This window comes from Streptomyces phaeoluteigriseus (assembly GCF_001896135.2).
In the GTDB taxonomy this organism is placed as follows: domain Bacteria; phylum Actinomycetota; class Actinomycetes; order Streptomycetales; family Streptomycetaceae; genus Streptomyces; species Streptomyces phaeoluteigriseus.
This window is the reverse complement of record NZ_MPOH02000009.1, coordinates 32,326-47,741: the sequence shown is the minus strand read 5'-3', so window position 1 is coordinate 47,741 and position 15,416 is coordinate 32,326. Positions and strand designations below refer to the sequence as shown.

The 15,416-nt window shown below is 71.8% G+C and carries 7 protein-coding genes and 7 pseudogenes; 4 read left to right on the top strand and 10 right to left on the bottom strand.

The features are described 5' to 3' along the window. Positions 1-28: 28 nt before the first annotated feature. Positions 29-694, bottom strand: a complete 666-nt coding sequence (locus BM536_RS07980; protein ID WP_073497097.1) for a TetR/AcrR family transcriptional regulator — start codon at positions 692-694, stop codon at positions 29-31. Between the two features lie 208 nt (positions 695-902). On the opposite strand from BM536_RS07980, the gene BM536_RS07975 reads away from it, so the two are divergent. Both BM536_RS07975 and BM536_RS07970 read left to right on the top strand, forming a co-directional pair. Continuing rightward, positions 903-1,778: a shikimate dehydrogenase gene (locus BM536_RS07975; protein ID WP_094102862.1), complete on the top strand. Its 876-nt coding sequence runs from the start codon at positions 903-905 to the stop codon at positions 1,776-1,778. 223 nt (positions 1,779-2,001) lie between these two features. Then, positions 2,002-3,817: pseudogene (locus tag BM536_RS07970) on the top strand (bifunctional sugar phosphate isomerase/epimerase/4-hydroxyphenylpyruvate dioxygenase family protein). Positions 3,818-4,192: 375 nt separating this feature from the next. On the opposite strand, the pseudogene BM536_RS42560 reads toward BM536_RS07970, so the two are convergent. From BM536_RS42560 to tkt, 6 genes and pseudogenes are all read right to left on the bottom strand, one after another. Continuing rightward, positions 4,193-4,288, bottom strand: a pseudogene (locus BM536_RS42560) (6-phosphogluconate dehydrogenase); the annotation flags it as partial. 1 nt (position 4,289) lies between these two features. After that, positions 4,290-4,511 (bottom strand): annotated as a pseudogene (locus BM536_RS07960) (glucose-6-phosphate isomerase); the annotation flags it as partial. Then, positions 4,504-5,439 (bottom strand): glucose-6-phosphate dehydrogenase assembly protein OpcA, encoded by a 936-nt coding sequence (opcA, locus tag BM536_RS07955; protein ID WP_073496174.1) that lies wholly within the window; start codon positions 5,437-5,439, stop codon positions 4,504-4,506. The pseudogene BM536_RS07960 and the gene opcA, both read right to left, overlap by 8 nt. After that, positions 5,436-6,964, bottom strand: a pseudogene (zwf, locus tag BM536_RS07950) (glucose-6-phosphate dehydrogenase). The gene opcA and the pseudogene zwf overlap by 4 nt, the downstream one beginning before the upstream one ends. 11 nt (positions 6,965-6,975) lie before the next feature. Further along, positions 6,976-8,127: pseudogene (gene tal / locus BM536_RS42555) on the bottom strand (transaldolase); the annotation flags it as partial. Between the two features lie 111 nt (positions 8,128-8,238). After that, positions 8,239-10,287 (bottom strand): annotated as a pseudogene (gene tkt / locus BM536_RS42550) (transketolase); the annotation flags it as partial. A 155-nt stretch (positions 10,288-10,442) separates the two neighbouring features. On the opposite strand from tkt, the pseudogene BM536_RS07940 reads away from it, so the two are divergent. After that, positions 10,443-11,335: pseudogene (locus BM536_RS07940) on the top strand (helix-turn-helix transcriptional regulator). 28 nt (positions 11,336-11,363) lie between these two features. On the opposite strand, the gene BM536_RS07935 reads toward BM536_RS07940, so the two are convergent. The 3 genes from BM536_RS07935 to BM536_RS07925 form a co-directional block, all read right to left on the bottom strand. Continuing rightward, positions 11,364-12,773, bottom strand: coding sequence for a glycoside hydrolase family 16 protein (locus tag BM536_RS07935; RefSeq protein WP_094102744.1), 1,410 nt, complete (start codon positions 12,771-12,773; stop codon positions 11,364-11,366). 131 nt (positions 12,774-12,904) lie between these two features. Then, positions 12,905-13,651, bottom strand: coding sequence for an IclR family transcriptional regulator (locus tag BM536_RS07930; RefSeq protein ID WP_094102743.1), 747 nt, complete (start codon positions 13,649-13,651; stop codon positions 12,905-12,907). A gap of 165 nt (positions 13,652-13,816) precedes the next feature. Next, positions 13,817-14,242 (bottom strand): MarR family winged helix-turn-helix transcriptional regulator, encoded by a 426-nt coding sequence (locus BM536_RS07925; protein WP_073496180.1) that lies wholly within the window; start codon positions 14,240-14,242, stop codon positions 13,817-13,819. Positions 14,243-14,490: 248 nt separating this feature from the next. Here BM536_RS07925 and BM536_RS07920 point away from each other — a divergent pair, with 248 nt between their 5' ends. Next, positions 14,491-15,408: an SDR family NAD(P)-dependent oxidoreductase gene (locus BM536_RS07920; protein ID WP_073496166.1), complete on the top strand. Its 918-nt coding sequence runs from the start codon at positions 14,491-14,493 to the stop codon at positions 15,406-15,408. The last annotated feature ends 8 nt before the right edge of the window (positions 15,409-15,416 follow it).

The window sequence follows — 15,416 nt, the reverse complement described above, 5'->3', positions numbered from 1 at the left end:
CCCGCCGCGGACCGGCGTCACGCCGGCGTCACTCCGCCGCGCGGTCCGCCGTCAGGTAGGCGATCACCATGTCGCCGAGCATGGCGCGGTAGTGCTCGCGCTGGGCCGGGTCGACCAGGTCGCGCCCGAACAGGGCGCCGAAGGTGTGCCGGTTGGCCACCCGGAAGAAGCAGAACGCGCTGATCATCGCGTGCAGATCGACGGCGTCGACATCGGCTGTGAACAGGCCGGACTCCTGTCCGGAGGCCAGGATGCGGCGGATCACGTCGAGGGCGGGGGAGCCGATCTTCCCCAACTTCTCGGAAGCGGCGATGTGCTCGGCCCCGTGGATGTTCTCGATGCTGACGAGACGGATGAAGTCGGGGTGCTGTTCGTGGTGGTCGAAGGTCAGCTCCGCCAGCCGGCGGATGGCCGCGACCGGGTCCAGGTGCTCCACGTCGAGCTGCTGCTCGGTGTCCCGGATGACGCCGTAGGCCCGCTCCAGGACGGCGGTGAACAGTTGCTCCTTGCCGCCGAAGTAGTAATAGATCATGCGCTTGGTGGTGCGGGTGCGGGCGGCGATCTCGTCGACGCGGGCGCCGTCGTACCCGGCGCGGGCGAACTCCTGGGTGGCCACGTCGAGGATCTCGGCCTGGGTGCGGGCGGCGTCGCGGATCCGCCCGTTGGGTCGTGCCGGTTCGTCGACGCTGGTCATCGGGTTCCTTCGGGCGTAGGGCGCGCTTCCATTCGGCGTGCCGTGATTCTAGAAGCCCCCGTGCCCTCGTACGGCGAGAGGTCTTCCCTCATGACCCGACTCGGTGTTATGACTAACTCACCAGTTCGTACATTAACCATCCCCTCTTCGCTCCCTTCGCCCACTTCGCCCGCTCAGGAGGTCCGCCGTGACCAAGGACGTGTCCCACGTGACGCAGGACTCGTATCTCGTCGCACTGATCGGCTCCGGCATCGGCCCGTCGCTCAGCCCGGCGCTGCACCAGCGGGAGGCGGACCGGCAGGGGCTGCGCTATCTGTACCGGCTGCTCGACATCGACGTGCTCGGTGTGCCGCCGGAGGCGGTGGGCGATCTAGTACGGGCCGCGCGCGACCTCGGTTTCGACGGACTGAACATCACGCACCCGTGCAAGCAACTCGTCATCGAGCACCTCGACGGGCTCGCCCCCCAGGCCGAGGCGCTGGGCGCGGTCAACACCGTCGTCTTCGAGGACGGCAGGGCCGTCGGCCACAACACGGACGTGACCGGTTTCGCCGCGTCCTTCGCACGCGGTCTGCCCGACGCACCGCTGGAGCGGGTGGTGCAGCTCGGCGCGGGCGGCGCGGGCGCGGCCGTCGCGCACGCAACGCTCACCCTCGGGGCCGGCCGGGTGACCGTCGTGGACGCGCTGCCCCGACGGGCCGCCGCCCTCGCCGACTCCCTCAACCGGCACTTCGGCGCGGGCCGGGCGGACTCGGCGACCCCGGACCGCCTCGCCGCTCTGCTGGCGCGGGCCGACGGCATCGTCCACGCCACCCCTACCGGCATGGCCGCCCACCCCGGCCTGCCCTTCCCGGCACAGTTGCTGCACCCCGGCCTGTGGGTCGCCGAGGTCGTCTACCGACCTCTGGAGACCGAGCTGCTGCGCACCGCCCGCGCCCAGGGCTGCGCCGTTCTGGACGGCGGCGGGATGGCCGTCTTCCAGGCTGTGGACGCGTTCCGGCTCTTCACCGGCCGGGAACCCGACAGCCCGCGCATGCTCGCGGACATCGCCGAACTGGCCGGCGCGATCCCGGTCCCCGAATAGCCCGGACGGTCCGACGGGTTCCCGAAGCGGCTGCTGAAAGCGGCTCCCCGACGCGGTGACGCGGTGAGGCGGTTGCTGCACGCGGCTACCGAACGCGGTCCCCGCCAGCGGTACCACGCACGCGGCTACCGAACGCGGTCCCCGCAAGCGGCACCGCGTTCGCCGAAGGCGGTTCCCGATCGCTGTGCCGAGCGTGGCCAGGAAGAAGGAAGAGGTACACCAGGTGCGTACATCCATCGCCACCGTCTCCCTGAGCGGTTCCCTCACCGAGAAGCTCACGGCCGCGGCCGCGCGGGCTTCGACGGGGTCGAGATCTTCGAGAACGATCTGCTCGCCAGCCCCCTCGCCCCCGAGGAGGTCCGCGCCCGCTGCGCCGACCTGGGCCTCACCATCGACCTGTACCAGCCGATGCGGGACATCGAGGCCGTGCCCGCCGACGAGTTCGCCCGCAACCTGCGCCGCGCCCGCGCCAAGTTCACCCTGATGAACCGGCTCGGCGCCGACACCGTCCTGGTCTGCTCCAGCGTCTCCCCGCTCGCCGCGGACGACGACGCCCTCGCCGCCGAACAGCTCGCCCGACTCGCCGACCTCGCCCAGGACTTCGGCGTCCGCGTCGCCTACGAGGCGCTCGCCTGGGGACGGCACGTCAGCACGTACGACCACGCCTGGCGCATCGTGGAGGCGGCCGGACATCCCGCGCTCGGCACCTGCCTGGACAGCTTCCACATCCTCTCCCGCGGCTCCGACCCCAAGTCGATCGAGGACATCCCCGGCGAGAAGATCTTCTTCCTCCAGCTCGCCGACGCGCCCCTGCCGGCGATGGACGTCCTCCAGTGGTCCCGCCACCACCGCCGTTTCCCCGGCCAGGGCGGCTTCGACGTGGCGGGCCTGCTGCGGCACGTGCTGCGCGCCGGTTACGACGGCCCGCTCTCCCTGGAGGTCTTCAACGACGTGTTCCGGCAGGCCGAGGCCGGCCCGACCGCCGTGGACGCCCGCCGCTCCCTGCTCGTCCTCCAGGAAGAGGTGGGCCTCGGCGCCCTGCCCGCACCGGTCGTGCCCACCGGTGTCGCCTTCGCCGAACTCGTCACCCCCGATGCCGAGCCCGTCACCTCCCTGCTCGGCGCGCTCGGCTTCGCCCGCACCGCCCGCCACCGCGGCAAACCCGTCGAGCTGTGGGAGCGGGGGGAGGCCCGCGTCCTGGTCAACACCGGCTCGGCCGCCCTCCCCCCTTCCCGGCGCCGCTCGGGCGGGGGCACCCCCGTCGACGGCACCTGCCTGGCCGCCGTCGGCCTGGAGTCCCCGGACCCGGCCGGTGCCGCCCGCCGCGCCGAGGCCCTCCTCGCCCCCGTCCTGCCCCGCCGCCGCGCGCCGAGGACGCCCCGCTGGACGCCGTAGCCGCCCCCGACGGCACCGAACTCTTCCTGTGCGCGACGAACCGGCCGCGACTGCCGGACTGGCGCGGCGACTTCGTGGACCTGCCGGGCGTCGCCGCCCCGCGGGACGGGGTCCGTATCGACCACCTCTCCCTCACCCAGCCCTGGCACCACTTCGACGAGGCCGTCCTCTTCCACCGTGCCGTCCTCGGCCTCGACGCCCAGGAGAGCGTCGACGTCGCCGACCCCTACGGACTGCTGCGCAGCCGTGCCGTCAGCACCGCCGACGGCGCCGTCCGCATCCCCCTCACGGTCGGCGCCGCACCCGGCGACGACACCGCCCACGCCCGGCACATCGCCCTGGCCACCCCCGACGTGGTCGCGGCGGCCCGCCGCTTCACCGAGGCCGGCGGCCACCTCCTGCCGATCCCCGCGAACTACTACGACGACCTGGCGGCCCGCCACGAGTTCGCCGACGGCGAGCTGGCGACGTACCGCGAACTGGGCATCCTCTACGACCGGGACGCGCACGGCGTCTTCCGGCACTGCTACACCCGCACCGTCGGCCGCGTCTTCTTCGAACTCGTCCAGCGCGACGGCGGCTACCAGGGCTACGGCGCCGTGAACGCGCCGGTGCGGCTGGCCGCCCAGCACACCCCACGCTGACCCGACGCCCGGCCTCCCGGCACCCACTCACCGGCCACCGGCCCGGCTACTGGCGGCTGACCGTCCTCGTCACACCGGCGACGACGGTCTTGGCCAGGAGCAGCCGGCCCGGCACCCCGTCGCGCGCCCCCCGGCCGCCTGCGGCGACTCACCGGGATGGCCGTCCGGGCCGGGTTGGCGCGCCGTCCGGCCACAGGTTTCGGCCGGAGAGGAGTGGGGCGAGGAACTCGGCTAGTTCCTCGCCGTGCGCGGTGGGCGGCAGGTCGGTCCGGCGGGTGCGCCGGTCCGTCAGGCTCCCCCTCCGTCCGCCCGACGGAGGCCACCCCCACGCCCATGAGGCCGTGGGGGCGGGACCATCGCAGAACCTGGCCGGGCCTACTTCGACGACTCGACGGCGTGGCCGCCGAACTGGTTGCGCAGCGCCGCGATCATCTTCATCTGGGGCGAGTCCTCCTGGCGGGAGGCGAACCGACACGCCGGTGGCGGCGGCCAGCTCGCGCAACAGCGCGAGGGTCTCATCGGTGATCAGATGCTTGGAATAGTCGATGCGCAGGTCACCGACGCGCACGACGTACCGCTCGGCGCGCCCGGGGTCCGCCGCGAACAACTCGCGCAGATGCGCCTGCCGGTGGGCGCGGTGGTCCTCCAGCGCGGCCCACTCGGGCCGCCGCGTGAGCAGGGGTGTGTCAGACATGGGAGGGGGTCTCCTTGGTGCCCTCGCCCCGCAGGGCGACGGCGTACATCTCGTCGGCGTCGAGGCGCCGCAGCTCCTCGGCGATCAGTTCGGAGGTGGGGCGGACCTTCAGCGCGAGGCTGCGCGAGGGCTGGCCGGGCAGCGACAGCGTGGCCAGCGGGCCCTCGGGGCGGTCGATGACGACCTCGCCGTTCTCGGTGCCGAGCCGGACGGCCGTGACGACCGGGCCCGCGGTCTCCACCCGCTCGACCGACACGTTCAGCCGGGCCTCCAGCCAGCGCGCGAGCAACTCCGCACTGGGGTTGTCCGCCTCGCTCTCCACGGCCGCCGACACGATGGGCGTCCGCGCCTGGTCCAGCGCCGCCGCCAGCATGGAGCGCCACGGCGTGAGCCGGGTCCACGCCAGGTCGGTGTCGCCGGGCGCGTACGAATTCACGCGCGCCTCCAGGGCCTGGAGGGGCCGCTCGACGGCGTACATGTCGGTGATCCGGCGCTGGGCGAGCGCGCCCAGCGGGTCCTTGACCGGGTACTGCGGCGCGTCCACCGGCCACCACACGACGACCGGGGCGTCCGGCAGCAGCAGCGGCAGCACGACGGAGTCGGCGTGCTCCGACACCTCGCCGTACGTCCGCAGGATGACCGTCTCGCCGGTGCCGGCCTCGGAACCCACCCGGACCTCGGCGTCGAGGCGCGACTGCGTGCGCTCCCGGGGGGTGCGGGCGTGCCGCTTGATGACGACCAGGGTGCGCGAGGGGTGCTCGTGCGAGGCCTCCTCGGCCGCCTTGATCGAGTCGTAGGCGTTCTCCTCGTCCGTGACGATCACCATCGTCAGGACCATGCCCACGGCCGGTGTGCCGATGGCGCGGCGACCCTGCACCAGCGCCTTGTTGATCTTGCTTGCCGTGGTGTCGGTCAGGTCGATCTTCATGGCCTGCGCCAGCTCCGTCCGTCTTGTGCGAGCATCTCGTCGGCTTCCTCGGGTCCCCAGCTTCCCGAGGCGTACTGCGCGGGCCTGCCGTGCCGTGCCCAGTACTCCTCGATCGGGTCGAGGATCCTCCAGGACTCTTCCACTTCCTGGTGGCGCGGGAACAGGTTGGCGTCGCCGAGCAGCACGTCCAGGATCAGGCGCTCGTACGCCTCCGGGCTGGACTCCGTGAAGGACTCGCCGTACGCGAAGTCCATCGTCACGTCCCGGATCTCCATCGACGTGCCCGGCACCTTGGAGCCGAAGCGGACCGTGACGCCCTCGTCGGGCTGGACTCGGATGACGATCGCGTTGGCACCGAGTTCCTCGGTGGCGGTGGAGTCGAAGGGGGAGTGCGGCGCCCGCTGGAACACGACCGCGATCTCGGTGACCCGGCGGCCCAGCCGCTTGCCGGTGCGCAGGTAGAACGGCACGCCCGCCCAGCGGCGGTTGTCGACGTTCAGCCGGACGGCGGCGTAGGTGTCCGTCGTGGAGGACGGGTCGATGCCGTCCTCCTCCAGATAGCCGCGCACCTTCTCGCCGCCCTGCCAGGCGCCCGCGTACTGCGCCCGCACGGTGTGCCTGCCGAGGTCCTCCGGCAGCTTCACGGCCTTGAAGACCTTCAGCTTCTCGGCGAGCAGCGAGGCCGCGTCGAAGGAGGCGGGCTCTCCATCGCGGTCAGTGCCATCAGCTGGAGGAGGTGGTTCTGGATGACGTCGCGCGCCGAGCCGATGCCGTCGTAGTAGCCGGCCCGGCCGCCGATGCCGATGTCCTCGGCCATCGTGATCTGGATGTGGTCGACGTACGACCGGTTCCAGATCGGCTCGAACATCTGGTTGGCGAAGCGCAGCGCCAGGATGTTCTGGACGGTCTCCTTGCCCAGGTAGTGGTCGATGCGGAACACCTGGTCCGGCTCGAACACGTCGTGCACGATCGCGTTGAGTTCCTGCGCGCTCGACAGGTCGTGCCCGAACGGCTTCTCGATGACCGCCCGCCGCCACGACCCGTCGGGGGCGTTCGCCAGGCCGTGCTTCTTCAGCTGCTCGACGACCTTGGGGAAGAACTTCGGCGGTACGGAGAGGTAGAAGGCGAAGTTGCCGCCGGTGCCGCGGGAGTGGTCCAGCTCCTCGACGGCGTCGCGGAGCTGCTTGAACGCCGAGTCGTCGTCGAAGTCACCGGGGATGAACCGCATGCCCTCGGCGAGCTGCTGCCAGACCTCCTCCCGGAACGGCGTCCGCGCGTGCTCGCGCACCGCGTCGTGGACGACCTGCGCGAAGTCCTGGTCCTCCCAGTCGCGGCGGGCGAAGCCGACGAGCGAGAAGCCCGGCGGGAGCAGGCCTCGGTTGGCCAGGTCGTAGACGGCGGGCATCAGCTTCTTGCGGGACAGGTCGCCGGTCACGCCGAAGATGACGAGCCCGGACGGACCGGCGATCCGGGGCAGGCGCCGGTCGCGGGGATCCCGCAACGGGTTGTCCCAGGCGGTGTCCATGCCGGCAGTGCTCATTCCGCGTCAGCTCCTTCGGTGTCGGGTCCCTCTGCGTCGAGTTCCCTGGTGTCGAGGGACTTCGTGACCGCGTCCAGCAGGTCCTGCCACGCCACCGCGAACTTGGCGACGCCCTCGTCCTCCAACCGGGTGACGACCTCCTCGTAGGAGATGCCGAGCGCCTCGACGGCGGCGAGGTCCGCGTGGGCCTGCGCGTAGCCGCCGGTGACCGTGTCGCCGGTGATGACGCCGTGGTCGGCGGTGGCGTTCAGCGTGGCCTCCGGCATGGTGTTGACGGTGCCGGGCGCCACGAGTTCGTCGACGTACAGCGTGTCCTTGTATGCAGGATCCTTCACACCGGTGGATGCCCACAGCGGACGCTGCTTGTTGGCCCTCGCCCCGGCGAGGGCGGTCCAGCGGTCTCCGCCGCGCGTCGTGTCGTCGGCGGAGCCGAACCTCTCCTCGTACGCCTGGTACGCCAGACGTGCGTTGGCGAGCGCGGCCCGGCCCCTGAGCGCGAGGGCCTCGTCGGTGCCGAGGACGGTGAGGCGCTTGTCGATCTCGGCGTCGACGCGGGAGACGAAGAAGGAGGCGACGGAGTGGATCGTCGACAGGTCGATGCCCCGCGCGGCGGCCTTCTCCAGGCCGGCCAGGTAGGCGTCCATGACCTCGCGGTAGCGCTCCAGCGAGAAGATCAGTGTGACGTTGACGCTGATGCCGAGGCCGATGACCTCGGTGATCGCCGGGAGACCGGCCTTCGTCGCCGGGATCTTGATCATGACGTTGGGGCGGTCGACGAGCCAGGCGAGCTGCTTGGCCTCGGCGATGGTGGCCGCGGTCTCGTGGGCCAGCCGGGGGTCGACCTCGATGGAGACGCGGCCGTCGCGGCCACCCGTGGACGTGTATACGGGATTCAGGACATCGGCGGCCGCACGCACATCGGCGGTCGTCATCATCCGTACGGCCTCGTCGACCGTGACGCCCCGCACGGCCAGGTCGGCGAGCTGCTCCTGGTAACCCTCGCCGGAGCCGATGGCGGCCTGAAAGATGGACGGGTTGGTGGTGACGCCGACGACGTGCCGCGTGGCGACGACCCCGGCGAGGTTGCCGGAGGTGATCCGCTCGCGGGACAGGTCGTCCAGCCAGATCGAGACGCCTTCGTCGGAGAGGCGCTTCAGGGCTCCCGCGGCGGCGGTTGCTTCGGACACTGTGATCATCTTCTTTCTGGCGATCGGATCAACCACGTGCGTGCGCCACGCTCGTGGTCGCATCGAGGGCGGCCGGGCCGCGGCGGCGACGTTCTCGGGGGTGAAGCCGAACTCGGCGAACAGCGTCCCGGCGTCGGCGGAGGCGCCGAAGTGCTCCAGGGAGACGATGCGTCCCGCGTCCCCCACGAAGCGGTGCCAGGTGAGGCCGATGCCCGCCTCGACGGCGACCCGGGCCTTCACCGACGGCGGCAGGACGCTGTCGCGGTACGCGGGCGACTGCTCCTCGAACCACTCCACCGACGGCATCGACACCACCCGGGTGCCGATCCCCTCCGCCTCCAGCGTCTCCCGCGCGGCGACCGCGAGGTGCACCTCGGAGCCGGTGGCGATCAGGACGACGTCCGGGGTGTCCTTCGAGGACTCCTCGAGGACGTAACCGCCCTTCGCCGCGTCCGCGTTCGGCGCGTACGTGGGCACGCCCTGACGGGTGAGGGCCAGACCGTGCGGTGCCGGGCGGGTGCCGTGCCGGCGGAGGATCTCGGCCCAGGCGATCGCCGTCTCGTTGGCGTCGGCGGGCCGTACGACGTTCAGGCCGGGGATGGCACGCAGCGAGGCCAGGTGCTCGACCGGCTGGTGGGTGGGGCCGTCCTCGCCGAGACCGACGGAGTCGTGCGTCCAGACGTACGTCACCGGGAGTTGCATCAGCGCCGACATGCGGACGGCGTTGCGCATGTAGTCGGAGAACACCAGGAAGGTGCCGCCGTAGACGCGCGTGTTGCCGTGCAGGGCGATGCCGTTCATCTCGGCGGCCATCGAGAACTCGCGGATGCCGAAGTGGACCGTGCGGCCGTAGGGGTCGGCCTCGGGCAGCGGGTTGCCCCGCGGCAGGAAGGACGAGGTCTTGTCGATGGTGGTGTTGTTGGAACCGGCCAGGTCTGCCGAGCCGCCCCACAGCTCCGGGACGACCGGGCCGAGCGCCTGGAGCACCTTGCCGGAGGCCGCGCGGGTGGCGACCGCCTTGCCCTCCTCGAAGACGGGCAGGTGGTCCTCCCAGCCCTCGGGGAGCTGACCCGCGAGGACCCGGTCGAACAGTCGCGCCCGCTCCGGCCGCTCGCCGCGCCAGGAGTCGAGCCGCTTGTCCCAGGCGGCGTGCGCCTCGGCGCCCCGGTCGAGGGCGGTGCGGGTGTGCGCGAGCACGTCGCCCGGGACCTCGAAGGACTTCTCCGGGTCGAAGCCGAGGAGGCGCTTGGTGGCGGCCACCTCGTCGTCGCCGAGGGCGGAGCCGTGGGAGGCCTCGGTGTTCCGCGCGTTCGGCGCGGGCCAGGCGATGATCGTGCGCATCGCGATGATCGAGGGGCGTGCCGTCTCGGCCCGCGCCGCGGTCAGGGCGGCGTACAGGGCGTGCACGTCGACGTCGCCGTTCTCCAGCGGCTCGATGCGCTGCACGTGCCAGCCGTACGCCTCGTACCGCTTCAGGACGTCCTCGGAGAAGGCGGTCGCGGTGTCGCCCTCGATGGAGATGTGGTTGTCGTCGTAGAGGAAGACCAGGTTGCCGAGCCTCTGGTGGCCGGCGAGCGAGGAGGCCTCGGCGGAGACGCCTTCCTGGAGGTCGCCGTCGGAGACGATCGCCCAGATGGTGTGGTCGAACGGCGAGGTGCCCTCGGCGGCCTCGGGGTCGAACAGGCCGCGCTCGTAGCGGGCGGCCATCGCCATGCCGACGGCGTTGGCGGCGCCCTGACCGAGCGGCCCGGTGGTGGTCTCCACACCGGCGGTGTGCCCGTACTCGGGGTGGCCCGGCGTCTTCGAGCCGTGGGTGCGGAACGCCCTGAGGTCCTCCAGCTCCAGCTCGTAGCCGGCCAGGTACAACTGCGTGTACAGGGTCAGCGAGGTGTGCCCGGGGGAGAGGACGAAGCGGTCACGACCGGCCCACTCGGGGTCCGCCGGGTCGTGTCGCATCACCTTCTGAAAGATCGTGTACGCGGCGGGCGCGAGGCTCATCGCGGTGCCGGGGTGGCCGTTGCCCACCTTCTGCACGGCATCCGCCGCCAACAGGCGTGCGGTGTCGACGGCACGCCGGTCGAGTTCGGTCCATTCGAAGCTGTCCGGGGTCTGCGTGCTCATCTTCAAGAAATCCTCGGTGCGAGCGAAGTGGCTGGTCTGATGCGTTCAAGAGTAAAAGTCTGACTTTTTCGGGGGAAGGTCCCCGTGTGTCAGGCTGTGGTGAAAGTGGGACACCCCGGCGGCGCCGGGCACGAACGAGGCGGCACGAGACGGACATGGCGGACACAACCGTCGAAGACGGTGACGGGATCAGAACGTTCCCCTTCCCGGTCGGCCTCAGCGTCGGCGGCGTCGGCATGCAGGTCGGCCCCATGGGCGCCGGCCGCACCTGGCACGCCGACGCGCCGCTGGAGCGCGTGCACCGGATCGACTTCCACATCGTCCTGCTCTTCACCGACGGTCCGTCCGTCACATGGTCGACTTCGCCGAGCACGAGGCGACGGCCGGAGACGTCCTGTGGATCCGCCCGGGCCAGGTCCACCGCTTCTCGAAGACCAGCGAGTACCGCGGAACCGTGCTGGCCATGCAACCCGGCTTCCTGCCTCGCGCCACGGTCGAGGCCACCGGCCTGTACCGCTACGACCTGCCGCCGCTGCTGCACCCCGACGAGGCCCAGTCGGCCGGCCTGCGCGCGGCCCTGGCGTACCTGCAACAGGAGTACGACGACCTCGCCACCGAGACCCTGCCGTTGAGCCTGCACACCTCCGTGCTCCGGCACTCCCTGACGGCGTTTCTGCTGCGCCTCGCGCATCTCGCCGCCAGCTCCGCGGAGGCGGCCCGCCGCCGGACCGACACCACCTTCACCCTCTTCCGCGAGGCCGTGGAACGGGACTTCGCCGTCAACCACAGCGTCAGCGCGTACGCCGACGCGCTCGGGTACTCCCGCCGCACCCTGGTGCGCGCGGTGCGCGCCGCGACCGGCGAGACCCCCAAGGGCTTCATCGACAAACGGGTCGTCCTGGAGGCGAAGCGGCTCCTGGCCCACACCGAGCTGCCGATCGGCCGGGTCGGCGCGGCGGTGGGCTTCCCCGACCCGGCGAACTTCTCCAAGTTCTTCCACCAGCACACGGACACGACACCGGCGGCGTTCCGCGCGGAACTGCGCTGAAACGCCGCCGGGTCGACGCGTGCCGCGGTCAGTGGCCGAAGGTGAACCAGTTCACGTTCACGAAGTCGGCGGGCTGGCCGCTGGTGAAGGTCAGATAGACGTCGTGGGTTCCGGTCACCGGGGTGATGTTCGCCGGAACCGTCCGCCACGACTGCCAGCCGCCCGTGTTGGCCAGCGCGAAACTCCCGACCGGTGCGGAGGTACGGCTGTCCAGGCGCACCTCGACGAGACCGCTGGCCCCGCCGGCCACGCCACTCGCCACCCGGGCGCTGAACTGCCTGGCCGCCGTGGAACCGAAGTCGACGCCGCGGTACAGCGCCCAGTCGCCGTTGGCGAGGGAACCGATGTTCTGGCCGCCGCCGGTGTCGGTGGTGGTCTCGGTGACCGCACCGGACTGACCGTCGTGCGACTCGGCCTGGACGGCGGCGTAGGCGTCGCGGTTGCCGGTCGGGGGAGGCGTCGTACCGCCCCCGCCGCCGCCCGCCGCCTGGAGGACCTGCACGTAGTCCACGACCATGGGCACGCCCGAGCGGGTGTCACCGTCGAGACCGCCGCCGAACGCGTCCGTGAAGGCGCCGCCCATCGCCACGTTCAGGATGATGAAGAAGCCGTGGTTCGTCGCGTTGTTCCAGGTCGTGGCGTCGACCTGAGTCGCCGTCACGGTGTGGTAGTTGACGCCGTCGACGAAGAAGCGGAGCGCCTCGGGGGTCGCCGAGCGGTCCCACTCCATGGTGTAGGTGTGGAAGCCGGACTGACAGGTGGTGTTGGGGCACGGGGTGGAGTTGCCGATGCCGGTGGTCTCGTTGCAGGGGCCGCCGGGATTGGTCCCGCAGTGCATCGTCGACCAGACCCTGTTCAGCCCCTGGACGTTCTCCATGATGTCCAGCTCGCCGACCGAGGGCCAGTTGTGGTAGTTGCCGCGGTAGGGCGCGCCCAGCATCCAGAACGCCGGCCAGTAGCCCTCGGCGGCGGTGCCGGTCACGTTGGGCATCTGCAGCCGGGCCTCGACCCGCATCCTGCCGCCGGACGGGGGCTGGAAGTCGGTGCGGTTGGTCTCGATACGGCCGGAGGTCCAGCGGCCCGCGGAGTCCCGCAGCGGGGTGATGCGCAGGTTGCCGTTGCCGTCGAGCGAGACGTTGCTCGTGCTGTTCGTCATCGTCTCGACCTCGCCGGTGCCCCAGTTCGCGGGGCCGCCCGGATAGGAGGTGCCGGTGGCGTACTGCCAGTTGGAGGTGTTGACGCCGGTGCCGGCGGCGCCGGTGAAGTCGTCGAGGAAGACCTGTGACCAGCCCGCCGGCGGAGTGGGCGCGGAGGCGTTCGCGGACGGGGAGGTGAGGGTGGCGGCGGCCGCCGCGAGGCCCAGTGTGCCGACGAGGGCGACGAGTGCCCGCCGCAGGGAGCGCCGTCTGCGAGGTGGTGTGCCGGAGGATTCGCTCATGGTGGGGAGTGCCTCTCGGGTACGGAGTGTTCGTGCGCGGGTGCCTTCGACAGCGCCCCGTGTTTGAGAGCGCTCTCAAAGTGCCGTCAATGTGCTCCTCGGCGCCCCGGCCGTCAAGAGTCAGGGTCGGGTCAGTCCGGCTGCCAGCCGAGCGCCCGGGAGATTCCGCGGGCCGCGAGCCGGACCGCCGGCACCAGGACCGGGACCCGCGCGTCGGCGTACGGCACGACGACCGACACGGCCGCGACCACCGCGCCGTCCGGACCGCGCACCGGCGCGGCCACCGACAGGGCGTCGTCGGTGACCTGACGGCTGCTCACCGCGACCCCGATGCGCCGTACTTCGGCCAGTACCCGGCGCAACCGCCGCGGATCGGTGAGGGTGTGGTCGGTGCAGGCCTTCAACGGCGCCTCGCAGTAGGCCGCTTGCACATCGGGCGGGCTGTGGGCCAGCAGCGCGAGGCCGACGCCGGTGACGTGCAGGGGCCAGCGGGCGCCCACCCGGATGTGGACACCGACCGCCGAGTGCCCCGACAGCCACTCCGTGTAGACGACCTCGGAGCCGTCCCGGACCGCCAACTGCACGTTCTCGTGGGTGGCTTCGTAGAGATCCTCCAGATACGGCAGCGCGGCCTGGCGCAGGGCCAGGCCGCGCGGGGCCAGCGCCGCGATCTCCCACAGCCGCAGGCCGACGTGGTACACCCCGGACGCGTCCCGCTCCAGCGCACCCCACCCGGTCAGGGCGGTCACCAGCCGGTGCGCCGTGGTGAGGGTGAGCCCGGCCCGCCGGCTGATGTCGGTCAGGGTCAGCGCGGGGTGCGCGTGGTCGAACGCGGCGAGCACGGACAGCAGCCGGTCGGGCGCGGAGCGGTCGGTCATGGCACGGGGTCTCCTCGGCTTCAACGGGGCGCGGCGACGTCGTCGTCACCACCGCTTCACGGGCATGGCGGCCCACGGGTTCAGCGCGGCCGGCGCCGGCGCGGCGGACCCGGCGCCCCGTGAACGCGGGCGGTGGTGCGGTCGTCGTGGACGATCCGCACGACATCAGTCGAGTCCGTCCTCCGCGATGCGCAGCAGCAGGGTGTGGAGCGTGGCGCGTTCCGCCTGGTCGAGTGGGGTGAGGAGGTCGTTGGTCACCCGCCGGCCGGCCGCGTCGGTGCCGCGCAGGAAGGCGCGGCCGTCCTCGGTGAGGACGACGATCCGGCTGCGGCGGTCGTCCGGGGCGGGGCGGCGTTCGGCGAAGCCCAGCTTCTCCAGGTCGTCGACCAGGCCGACGATCGCGCTCGGGTCGTAGCCGAGGCGGGTGCTCAGTTCGCGCTGGAGCGCGCCCTCGGCCGTCGCCAGGAAGCGCAGCACCGCGTAGTGGCGCAGACGCAGCCCCGACTCCTGGAGGGACGTGTTGAACAACTGCCCCGAGCGCAGTCCCAGGCGGTAGAGCAGGTAACCGGTGTCGGCGTGCAGTCCGCGCATCCACGGCTCGTCCGCGTCGATCGGGGTGGCGTTCACGGTGTCGTCCTGGCGGGCGATGGCGGGCTCCCTGGTGTCGGCCCCGGAGGGCGGTCTCGTCATGGCGCATTCCAGCATGACGCACATGCAAGGTCGACAACAACTATTGACGACAACAATTATTGCTCTTAGCTTCGATCTCGAAGCCGCACCCCCGAATGCGGCCGCACCCCGCGTCGAGGTGCGGCCGACCCATGTGAAGGGACACCGTCGTGCCCAGCATCGATCTCACCGGCAAGGTCGCCGTCGTCACCGGCAGCGGCCGGGGCCTCGGCCTCGCCTACGCGCACGCCCTGGCCGCCCACGGCGCCCGCGTGGTCGTCAACGACATGGACGAGGCGGTCGCCGAGCAGGCCGTGAAGTCCATCACCGAGGCGGGCGGCACCGCCGTCGCCGAGGTGGTCGCCGTCGGCACCACCGAGGCCGCCGACCGGCTGGTGAACCGTGCCGTCGAGGAGTTCGGGCGGCTCGACGTCCTGGTCACCAACGCGGGCATCCTGCGCGACAGGGTGCTGTGGAAGATGACCGACGACGACTTCGACGCGGTGATCACCACCCACCTGAAGGGCACCTTCACCTGCGCCCGCGCCGCCGCCGTACGGATGCGCGAGCAGGGCGAGGGCGGCACGCTGATCCTGGTGGGCTCCCCGGCCGGCCAGCGCGGCAACTTCGGGCAGACCAACTACGCCGCCGCCAAGGCCGGCATCGCCGCCATGGCCCGCACCTGGTCCATGGAACTCGGCCGCGCGGACATCACCGTCAACGCGATCGTCCCGGTCGCCGCCACCGCGATGACCGAGACCGTCCCCGCCTTCGCCCCCTACGTCGAGGCCATGAAGGACGGCGAGCCCCTGCCCGCCTTCCTGCGCAAGGGTGAGGGCTTCGGCACCCCCCAGGACTGCGCGGCCCTCGTCCCCTTCCTCGCCTCCGACGCCGCCCGGTCCGTCACCGGACAGGCCATCGGCATCGGCGGCGACAAGGTGGCACTCTGGTCGCATCCGCAGGAGATCCGCACGGCCTACGCCGACGGCGGCTGGACCCCGGACGGCCTGGCCGACGCCTTCCCCACCTCGGTCGGCGCGGAACTCCAGACCGTCGGCATCCCGGCGCCCCAGTTCCCGGAGGCGTGATGGCTCCC

Bases quoted from the DNA above. Each gene is read 5' to 3' on its own strand.
- BM536_RS07925 (WP_073496180.1), bottom strand. From the start codon at position 14,242: ATGCGCGGACTGCACGCCGACACCGGTTACCTGCTCTACCGCCTGGGA.
- BM536_RS07980 (WP_073497097.1), bottom strand. From the start codon at position 694: ATGACCAGCGTCGACGAACCGGCACGACCCAACGGGCGGATCCGCGAC.
- opcA (WP_073496174.1), bottom strand. From the start codon at position 5,439: ATGAAGATCGACCTGACCGACACCACGGCAAGCAAGATCAACAAGGCG.
- BM536_RS07930 (WP_094102743.1), bottom strand. From the start codon at position 13,651: ATGACCGACCGCTCCGCGCCCGACCGGCTGCTGTCCGTGCTCGCCGCG.
- BM536_RS07935 (WP_094102744.1), bottom strand. From the start codon at position 12,773: ATGAGCGAATCCTCCGGCACACCACCTCGCAGACGGCGCTCCCTGCGG.